Origin of the sequence: Armatimonas sp. (assembly GCF_031410135.1) — a bacterium.
Classification (GTDB): domain Bacteria; phylum Armatimonadota; class Armatimonadia; order Armatimonadales; family Armatimonadaceae; genus Armatimonas.
The window spans coordinates 1-9,021 of the sequence record NZ_JANNYP010000448.1 but is presented as its reverse complement, the minus strand read 5'-3'; the positions used below and the strand labels follow the sequence as shown (position 1 = coordinate 9,021).

The following is a 9,021-nucleotide window of genomic DNA, read 5'->3' as shown; positions in this document are numbered from 1 at the left end:
GGGACTATAAATGCGGTCGAACCGTGCAAAGAGCGCACCATCGCCTGCAATCAAGCGAGCAGAGAGAAGCGAGGTCTGGGTCTGATGATCCAGCCGGTCTCCTCCGATCTCGGAGATATGGCGGTAGGCGTAGCCCACCTTAATGCGGGCACCAGCCATCAGGACATCCATCACGAGGCGAAATGCTTCACGAAGGAGCGGCGGGTCATCGTCGCGGTCTACCAAGAAGGTCAGGTCCACATCGGAGTAGGGAGCCAGTGCGCGCTGACCATAGCCCCCTGTGGCGAGCAAGGCAATCCCTTGGGAACTCTGCCCGGAGCGCTCGGAGGCAATCGCCAGCAGACGGCGCAGAACCGCATCGAGTAGATCGCTATGGGCCTGAGCCCAGGTGCGACCGCCGGTTTCGGGAAGCCAGCGAGTACGTAGCTCAGCACGAGCTTGAATGAGATAGTCGGTAAGAGAACGCTCGTCACGAAGCGTTGTTAAAATAGTGGTGTGGAGAGAATTGGACACGATTGAAAGTTTTATACCACTTTGTGAAAAATTCGGGTACAATGCCCGGCAATACGTCCAAAGTGTGATGCTCCCTGAGGATCGGGGAGAATTTAGGAGGATGAGGTTAATGAAGTTTCAAAAGGCACTATGCCTAAGTGGAGTGGCGCTGTTAGTAGCGGGAATGCACCCAGCTCAGGCGCAAAAAGATGGTATTGAGCGCAACCTGGCGGGCATTCGTATCAACTCTTCAGCGAAGAGCATCTTATCTCTTTTCGGCAACCCAAACGACATTCAAATCGGTGATGTCGCGGTACGTCCTCCAACACAAGCGGGCGGTCAAGGTCAGCAAGGCCAAGGCGGCATGATGGGCGGCGGTGATATGGGCGGCATGGGCGGCCCTAGCGGAATGCCTAGTCAGGGCGGCATGGGCGGCCCTAGCGGAATGCCCAGTCAGGGCGGCATGGGCGGTGGTAAGTCCATGCCCGGCTCAGCGGGAATGGGTAGCATGGGCGGTGGCTCTGGAATGTCCGGTTCCATGGGTGGCCCCAGCGGAATGGGTGGCCCCAGCGGAATGGGTGGTCGTAGCATGGGTGGCTCCATGGGCGGCCCCAGCATGGGCGGTCGTGGCGGAATGGGTGGTGGTGATATGGAGGGCGGTGGTGGCGGTATGCAGGGCCCTGGTGGTATGGGTGGCGGTGGCGGCATCGGCCCCTTTGGCCAGACTGTCTCTTCATCCACGCTTCAGCAGGAAGTGACCTGGAGCTACTCCAAGAAGGCACTTGATGCAAAAAAGCAGAAGCAGGCCATTGGCTACGACTTCCTAATCTCCCCCGAAGGAAAAGTCTCCCAGATTCGCATCACCGGTTATGTTCCCCGTACCCGCAATGATAAGAGCGCTAAGGGATTGACACTCGGCTCTACCTACAAGGATCTGATCCGTACCTACGGTGCGCCGAAGTCCGTGATGAAAAGCGGTGAGCTTCTCGTGTGCTCCTACCCCAAGCAACACATTGAGTTCCAGCTCATGAACATGAAGTATGTCAACGGCTACACCGATCCCTACAACGGTATCTATAAAGTCGTGGCGATTCAGATCAACGCAACCGAGTAGAAAAATCTAGAGAGCCCCCGGCGCGAAACTTCGCGCCGGGGGCTTTGTCTTTTGGGGTATGATGAGTTCCCCATGGAGCTAAGTGAAAAAGATGCGATCCGCCAGCGCGTTGACCTGGTTGAGTTCATCTCACGGTACACGGCTCTAAAGCGCTCGGGCCGGACATTTAAAGGTCTGTGCCCGTTTCACAACGAGAAAACCCCCTCATTTACGGTAGACCCTGACCGTGGTTCGTGGCACTGCTGGGGAGGTTGTTCCACCGGCGGCGATATCTTTGCCTTTGTGATGAAGGCGGAGAGCCTGACATTCCCAGAGGCAGCGGAGCGTCTGGCTAGTATTGCGGGAGTCACTCTGACCTATAAAGGTGGCCAAGACCCTTCGGAGGCGGCCCGTCAGCGCGATGAAAAAGAGCGGCTCTACAGCGCCAATGCGGAAGCCACACGTTTTTTCCGCAACTTTCTCGGGAAAGCAAAGCTGGCCCAGGACTACATTGTGGAGCGCGGCTTGGCCCATGAAACTCTCGAAAACTTCCAGGTGGGCTATGCTCCCGATGAGTGGAGTGCGCTCTCTCGCTATCTTCAGGGACGTGGTGTCTCTATGGACGATGCCGAGCAGGCGGGGCTCAACTTCCCCTCACGGCGGATTCAGGGCGAGTTCACCGACAAGTTCCGAGGCCGACTGATCTTTCCCATTATTGATGTTCAGGAGCGTGTTGTGGCGTTTGGCGGAAGGATTATCCCCAACCCGGAGCTGCCGCCCGATACCAATGTCGGGCCCAAGTACTTAAACTCTCCCGAGACTCCTGTCTTCTCCAAGAGCCGGATTCTCTACGGTCTCAACCGAGCCCGGAAAGCCATTAGTGATGCGGATCGGGTGCTGGTGGTCGAGGGCTACATGGACGTGATCGCGGCGCACCAGGCAGGGATTGAGAATGTGGTTGCGACTCTGGGAACCTCGCTCACGGACGAGCACATTCGCATCCTGGGGCGCTACACCAAAAATATCCTGCTTTCCTTTGACTCCGATGAAGCGGGCGTTCGGGCGGCGCTCCGGGCAGCGGAGCTTTTTACCGCACACGGCCCCGAGTTTGCCCTTCGCATCCTAGCGATGCCGGAGGGGGACGACCCAGACTCCATGCTACGGCGAGGCAATATCGCGGGTTTTCGTAAAGCCATGGACAGTGCACGTGGCGTCCCCGAGTTTCGGATAGATGGCCTCAAGCGCCACTTCGATCTCACCGATGAGCAGGGAAGGATGAACTACCTGCGTGAGGCAGTTCCTATTCTGGCTGAAGTGCGCTCGTCACTAGAGCTGGACTTACTGGTGCGACGGCTCGCGCCGCAGCACCCGTCGTTTGGCTCGGGGACGCGTGCGGAGGCCTCGATCTTGGCCGAGGTGCAGCGCTGGCGATCGCAGCGGCCTGGTAGTGTGTCTCCCCAAAGTGGGGATGTCTTGACACCCACGCCACCCCGACCGCGCTACGAGCGTGGCGCGGGGAATGGAAGTGGAAACGGGGGCTGGCAGAAAAATAACAACAGTGGCAGTGGTAACGGCTGGCAGCAGCGCTCGCGTTACAACCAGCCACCACCGCGTCCAGAAGCCCCCCTCGCCCCTCCAACCTCCGCGATTGAGAAGGCGGAGCGGGCGGTGCTACGTGGCCTGCTCACCGACGAGTGGCGGCCCTTGGTCTTGCGTGAGCTGGATCGGGCCGCGCAGGCGCTGGCCTGCCTTCCTAGCGAGCTTCTGGCACACCCTCAGACGCAGCGGCTTGTGGATGCCCTCTATCCTCTGCTTGTGGGCCGCGTTTCGCTCCAGCGCGCACTCGATCAGCTTGCCGACCAAGAGCTGGCCTTTTTCGCCTCGCACTACACCATTTCGACCTCAGGAGATGCCCCGCTTTCGGAGCAGGCCCTCCGTGACTGCATCCATGAGCTCGTCCTCAAGCACCCCCCACAGAATATTCGTCTGATTCAAGAAAAGCTGGCAGGAGGAATTAGCTTGACCAATGAAGAAATGATGGATCTAACCGCTTGGACACGTGCCAAGAAGCGGGTTGGTGAAGCAAGCCCTTGAAAACACGAATGCCTTTTGTAAGCGACCTGTCCTTTTCCAACGAGTCGTCCGACATGCCTGAGGATAGCCTAGGTGGCTGGCTCAACATGATCGGGCGTGGCCGACTGCTCACTCTCGATCAAGAGATACGCCTTGCGCAGCGGATTGAGCGTGGAGACGAAGCCGCACGAGCCCGTCTGACGGAGGCGAATCTTCGCCTTGTGGTCTCTATTGCACGCCGCTACCAGGCCCGTGGGCTGACCTTGGCGGATCTGATTCAGGAAGGTTGTCTCGGCCTGATCCGCGCCGTCGAAAAGTACGACTGGCGCAAGGGTTATAAGTTCTCAACCTGTGCGACCTGGTGGATTCGCCAAGCGATCCTGCGCGCTCTGGCGGAGCAAGGCCGTACGATTCGGCTCCCGGTGCATGTTATTGAGTCCATTCAGCGTGTCCTGCGTACCAGCCAGCTTCTGCGCCAAGAGCTAGGGCGCACTCCCACGGTGGAAGAGCTCTCGTTTCAGCTTCAGATGCCCGTCAACCGCGTTCAGGAGACCCTGCGTGCGCTCCCAGAGACTCTCTCCTTGGATGGTTCCTCTGGCGAGGACTCCGAGCAGGTCTGTCCTCTCGATTTCTTGGCTGACCCCAATGCCCTGAACCCTAATGATGTCGTCAGTCACCGGCTCTTGCGTGACCAGCTCGAACGAGTCCTAGCGCTCCTCACCGAGCGAGAGCGGGATGTGGTAGTACTCCGTTTTGGCCTGCGCGGTGATGGCACTCCCCAGACCCTAGAAGAAGTGGGCCGCCACCTGCAAGTGACCCGTGAGCGCGTCCGACAGATCGAGAGTAAGGCCATGGGCAAGCTCCGCAGCCCAGACTGCCTACATTTATTGCGCGAGTTCACCGGGTAGCCTACCGTGCCATCTGGAAAAGTCCACGACAAAATCACCTTGGTGGGCGCTATCATCGCTGTGCCAGTCTGGTGGTACCTGACTCCGGCTCCGCAAAACTGGGCGATCGGAGGCACGCTGGTGGTCTCCACGTTGTTTTCGGGTTGGCTACTCTCTCCCGATCTTGATTTAAACTCTTCTATCTACAAGCGCTGGGGGCCACTGCGCTTTTTGTGGTACCCCTACCAGAAAATGATCCCCCATCGCTCGTGGATCTCGCACTCGTGGTTTCTATCTCCTTTGATGCGTGTGGGCTATTTGCTAGTTATGACATGGCTCATGGCCTGGGCAACGCTCTGGGGAATCCGCCAATCCTCAGGACTAGGCCCCGGTGTACCGGAAACCACTCCTTGGGATCTCGTCCAGTCGCTCTATAGTCGTTACCCACAACATACAATAATGACTATAATTGGTCTAATCTTCGGCACCGCTCTTCATACAGGCGCAGATACCCTCTATAGCTCTCTCAAGAGACGTCGCTAACAAGAGATTGTGTTATACTGTACAAAAGACAGTAGTCTGGTAATTTTTTCAGCTTAGTGGAGGGTGTTTTTATGAGTGATGAGAAAAATGTCGTGGAGAAGGCTAAAGACCTGGCAAGCGATGTAAAAGATACGGCAGGTAATGTAGTTGGCGCAGCGACAGATAAAGTCGAAGATGTCGCAGAGGGTGCAGTCGATGCAGGTAAAGCTGCTGTTGGAGCTACACTTGGAGCTGTAGGTGGACTCGCCGCCGGTTTGACAGGTGGACTGGGTAATCTTGCTGATAAAGCCAAGGACATGGCAGGTGATGCAAAAGATGCCGCAGGCAGCGTTGTGGGCAAAGTCGGTGATGTCGCAGGATCCGCAGTGGACAAGGCGAGCGATGTTGCTGATGCCGGTAAAGCCGCTGTTGGGGCTACACTTGGAGCAGTGGGCGGCCTTGCCGATAAAGCCAAAGACATAGCAGGCAGTGCAAAAGATGCTGCTGGTAGTGTCGTGGGCAAGGTCAGTGATGTGGCGGAACATGCAGGCGATGCTGTCAAGAACGTTGCAGGGGCTGCCGTAGATAAAGCAGGAGACGCTGTTGAGGCCGTCGGCGATGCGGGTAAAGCCGCTGTTGGAGCTACACTTGGAGCTGTAGGTGGCCTCGCCGCTGGTTTGACAAGTGGACTGGGCAATCTTGCTGATAAAGCCAAAGATGCGGCAGGTGATGCAAAAGATGCCGCAGGCAGCGTTGTGGGCAAAGTCGGTGATGTTGTCGAAGGTGCAGCGGATAAAGTAGGCGATGCAGGAAAAGCCGTCGTTGATGGAGCCGCAGATGCAGGTAAAGCCGCCGTCGTTGCGGCAGGCGCCGCGGTAGATAAAGTCGGTGATCTCGCGGGTGATGCTGTCTCGGGTGCTCCCAAGTGGCTTATCCCCGGAATCATTGGGCTGGCTATCGTCGCCGGAGCGCTCTACATGATGAAGGGCTGCGGTACCACAACACCTCCCACGGGTGGCATTACAGCCCCCGAGGGCGTCACCCAGAAACCGATGAACCCCGAAGGTGTCGCGACTCCCGCAGCCGAAGCAAGCCCCGCGACGGAGGCAACTCCTGCCCCCGAAGCGAGCCCCGCCGCGCCTGAGGTCACTCTCACCGATGTCAAGCTCCCCGACGGGACAACTCTCAAAGGAGCCGCAGAGGGAATCGAAAGCAAGCTTGTTGGCTTTGTCCAAGATGCGGCCAAGCCCGTAGACAAAGAGACCTGGTTCAACTTTGACCGTCTGCTCTTTGACACGGGTAAGTCCACGCTCAATAAAGCAGGCTCGCAAGCCCAGCTTGAGAACATGGTGGCCATTCTCAAGGCATTCCCCAATGTCAGCCTGAAAGTCGGTGGCTACACCGATAACACGGGCAACAAAGACGCCAACATGAAGCTCTCAGCGGATCGTGCCACGGCTGTTGTCGCGGAGCTCGTCACGATGGGAGTGGACAAAGCCCGACTGGATCCCGAAGGCTACGGCGATCAGCACCCGGTGGCCGACAATGCTACCGAAGAGGGTCGCGCACAGAACCGCCGTATAGCGGTTCGGGTGACCAAGAAGTAGTTTCTCTTAAAGTCCCGGTAGGAGCATTCCTACCGGGCTTTTTTTATTTTTTAGCCAAGCTGCACGGTGCGCATCGAGATAGAGTTCAGCGTGACTTGCTCAGAAAAAAACTGCACAGGCTCGTCGGCATGCTGCATTCCGAGAGTGTAGAGCAGTGGCAGGTAGTGCTCGTTCGTCGGGATCGAGAGGAGCGCCTCGGAGCTTAGCGTTTTGTAGTGCACCAGAGCAGCATGGTCTCCGGACAAAATGCGCTCTTTCACTGTGCTATCGAAGGCAACGGCCCAGTCAGCCGCGACATCGGCCCAGCGTGCCTGGCGCAGGTTGTGGACGATATTACCACTACTCACCACCAAGATCCCCCGCTGGCGCAGGCTGCGTAGCTCGCGTCCGAGGGCGTAGTGGAACTCAAGGGGTTGTGTGCGATCCAGGCTGAGCTGGATCACAGGTACCTGAGCCTGAGGGAACATGCGACAGAGCACCGACCACGCGCCATGGTCCAGCCCCCAGTCCTGATCTAACCCCACGAGTGCTTTCTCCGAGAGCGTGCGCTGGGTGAGATCGGCAAGCTCGGGTGAGCCAGGCGCAGGGTACTCGACCGCGAAGAGCTCTGGCGGGAAGCCACCAAAGTCATGGATGGTCTTGGGACGCTCCATCGCGGTCACCTGCGTCCCACGTGTCTCCCAGTGCGCAGAGACACATAAAATGGCTTTCGGTTTGGGCAGTGCCTTCCCTAGTCGCTCCCAGGTCTGACTGAACGCATTATCTTCAATGGCGTTCATCGGGTTGCCATGCCCGACAAAGAGCGCGGGGAGCGTCTCTTCCATTTGTGGGAAAGCGTCTTTTAGGTGGCGTAGAACCTGGTCCAGCGACATGCCCCAAGAGACAGCGAAAGCGCCGGGGCAGTTCCCTGCACCGACGCTTCCCCTTGTTTCTTGTTGCGCCTAAGCGGCGTCGAGCGAGATGTGCGAGCCATCAACTGCCATCTTGTAGCCGAGTTTCTCAAAGAGACGCACCGGCACAAACATCATATCGGAGTCAATAAATGGCGCGGCCTGGAGCTCCAGAGGCATTCCATTAATATCCACGATAGGATTGTCCGCTTGGACCTGAAGATCGTACTCTCCAAGCTTGATCTTAGCCACTTTCAGAGCGCTGTCAAAATCGGCATAGCCTCCTAGAGACTGCGCGACATTTGCTAGCGGAACAAAAGTGGTTCCCTCACCCAAGATGGGCTCGGTGATTCCATCAATATCAAAACCATCAATCTTGTAGGGCATAATTGCCTCCTAATCTACTTGGTAGTGATCTTGTTCATCAGCGTGGTGATACCTGCGGTTTTCGCAAGCTCTTCCGCCTTAGCCTTGAGTTCCTGATTCGCAACGGTTCCCGTCAGAGCCAGCTCACCCTTGTCGTTCTTGACAACTTTGACGCCTTCGAGACCAGGAACGGCATTGATTGTCTTAGTAATGGCTTCCGCATCGATCGCGCCTGCAGCCATCTTGCCACCGGCATCAGCCATCTTGCCACCGGCATCAGCCATCTTGCCACCGGCATCAGCCATCTTACCACCGGCATCAGCCATCTTCTCACCAGCAGCAGCGGTGGTATCCGTAGCGGCTTCTTGAGCCTTGGGACATCCCATCAGAACAACCGAGAACACGGACAACGTCACAGCAAACAGAGCAAATTTTCTATACATGGTGTATTCCTCCTACCCAACACAGCCTAGCTGTTTTTTCTGTTTTTGTCAAGTGTCTTCTGTTTAAACTTAGTAGTAATAGCCACTTATAACCGCTTGCTACCAGCACTATTTTTTGGCATAATGTGCCCCATGACACTCACTCCCGACTGGCTTGTCCAGCCCCCTGCGCTTCGTGCCGAAGTGGCGACAATAGAGGAGGCAGGCAGCAAGACACTTCAGCTCCAAAATGGCCTAGTGCGCCGGGTCTTTCGCCTCTCCCCGGATGCCGCCACGGTTCGCTTAGACCACTTGGTAACGGGTGAGGCGTTTCTGCGCTCGGTCGGGCCAGAGGCACTGGTCACGATTGATGAGAAAGAGTTTGCGGTGGGCGGTCTGACTGGGCAACCGAACCAGGCCTTCTTAAAGCCCGAGTGGCTCCCTCAGCTCAAGGCCAACCCCGAGGCGCTGCACTTTAACAGCTACTCTGTCGGCAAGCCGACTCCTCATTTTGCAGCGGCAACGGCTCCTCCCGGTGTCTCTCTGGATCTGAAGTTTTCCGCCCCCAGCCTCGCCGTAACGGTTCACTACGAGCTCTATGATAGCCTTCCGGTTTTTGCCAAGTGGCTGACGATCACCAACACGGGCAGCAAGACCGTCCGGCTGACA

General features: G+C 57.3%; 8 protein-coding genes and 2 pseudogenes. 6 read left to right on the top strand and 4 right to left on the bottom strand.

Going from position 1 to position 9,021, the window contains the following annotated elements; all coding sequences use genetic code 11:
* Nucleotides 1–513 (bottom strand): annotated as a pseudogene (locus RMO15_RS16595) (hypothetical protein); the annotation flags it as partial.
* Nucleotides 514–622: 109 nt separating this feature from the next.
* On the opposite strand from RMO15_RS16595, the gene RMO15_RS16590 reads away from it, so the two are divergent.
* The 5 genes from RMO15_RS16590 (at nt 623) to RMO15_RS16575 (ending at nt 6,674) form a co-directional block, all read left to right on the top strand.
* Nucleotides 623–1,606, top strand: a complete 984-nt coding sequence (locus tag RMO15_RS16590; RefSeq protein ID WP_309714561.1) for a hypothetical protein — start codon at nt 623–625, stop codon at nt 1,604–1,606.
* A gap of 72 nt (nt 1,607–1,678) precedes the next feature.
* A complete protein-coding gene (dnaG, locus tag RMO15_RS16585; protein ID WP_309714560.1) occupies nt 1,679–3,679 on the top strand; it encodes a DNA primase in 2,001 nt (666 codons plus the stop codon).
* Nucleotides 3,676–4,566: a sigma-70 family RNA polymerase sigma factor gene (locus RMO15_RS16580; RefSeq protein ID WP_309714559.1), complete on the top strand. Its 891-nt coding sequence runs from the start codon at nt 3,676–3,678 to the stop codon at nt 4,564–4,566. Before dnaG ends, RMO15_RS16580 begins: the two co-directional genes overlap by 4 nt.
* 6 nt (nt 4,567–4,572) lie before the next feature.
* Complete coding sequence (locus RMO15_RS33330; protein ID WP_369016127.1) at nt 4,573–5,088, top strand: metal-binding protein; 516 nt, start codon at nt 4,573–4,575, stop codon at nt 5,086–5,088.
* 71 nt (nt 5,089–5,159) lie between these two features.
* The gene (locus RMO15_RS16575) at nt 5,160–6,674 is read left to right on the top strand and encodes an OmpA family protein (RefSeq protein ID WP_309714558.1); all 1,515 of its coding nucleotides are present in this window, start codon (nt 5,160–5,162) and stop codon (nt 6,672–6,674) included.
* A gap of 50 nt (nt 6,675–6,724) precedes the next feature.
* Here RMO15_RS16575 and ygiD read toward each other — a convergent pair whose 3' ends face one another.
* The 3 genes from ygiD to RMO15_RS16560 form a co-directional block, all read right to left on the bottom strand.
* The gene (gene ygiD, locus RMO15_RS16570) at nt 6,725–7,546 is read right to left on the bottom strand and encodes a 4,5-DOPA dioxygenase extradiol (protein ID WP_309714557.1); all 822 of its coding nucleotides are present in this window, start codon (nt 7,544–7,546) and stop codon (nt 6,725–6,727) included.
* A gap of 69 nt (nt 7,547–7,615) precedes the next feature.
* Nucleotides 7,616–7,951 (bottom strand): copper amine oxidase N-terminal domain-containing protein, encoded by a 336-nt coding sequence (locus tag RMO15_RS16565; protein WP_309714556.1) that lies wholly within the window; start codon nt 7,949–7,951, stop codon nt 7,616–7,618.
* A gap of 14 nt (nt 7,952–7,965) precedes the next feature.
* Complete coding sequence (locus RMO15_RS16560; RefSeq protein WP_309714555.1) at nt 7,966–8,334, bottom strand: BON domain-containing protein; 369 nt, start codon at nt 8,332–8,334, stop codon at nt 7,966–7,968.
* Nucleotides 8,335–8,505: 171 nt separating this feature from the next.
* Between RMO15_RS16560 and RMO15_RS16555 the strand changes: the two are divergent.
* Nucleotides 8,506–9,021 (top strand): annotated as a pseudogene (locus RMO15_RS16555) (alpha-galactosidase); the annotation flags it as partial.

Excerpts from the sequence above, each read along its gene's own strand:
- RMO15_RS16565 (WP_309714556.1), bottom strand. The coding sequence starts at position 7,951 with ATGCCCTACAAGATTGATGGTTTTGATATTGATGGAATCACCGAGCCC.
- RMO15_RS16575 (WP_309714558.1), top strand. The coding sequence starts at position 5,160 with ATGAGTGATGAGAAAAATGTCGTGGAGAAGGCTAAAGACCTGGCAAGC.
- dnaG (WP_309714560.1), top strand. The coding sequence starts at position 1,679 with ATGGAGCTAAGTGAAAAAGATGCGATCCGCCAGCGCGTTGACCTGGTT.
- RMO15_RS16590 (WP_309714561.1), top strand. The coding sequence starts at position 623 with ATGAAGTTTCAAAAGGCACTATGCCTAAGTGGAGTGGCGCTGTTAGTA.
- ygiD (WP_309714557.1), bottom strand. The coding sequence starts at position 7,546 with ATGTCGCTGGACCAGGTTCTACGCCACCTAAAAGACGCTTTCCCACAA.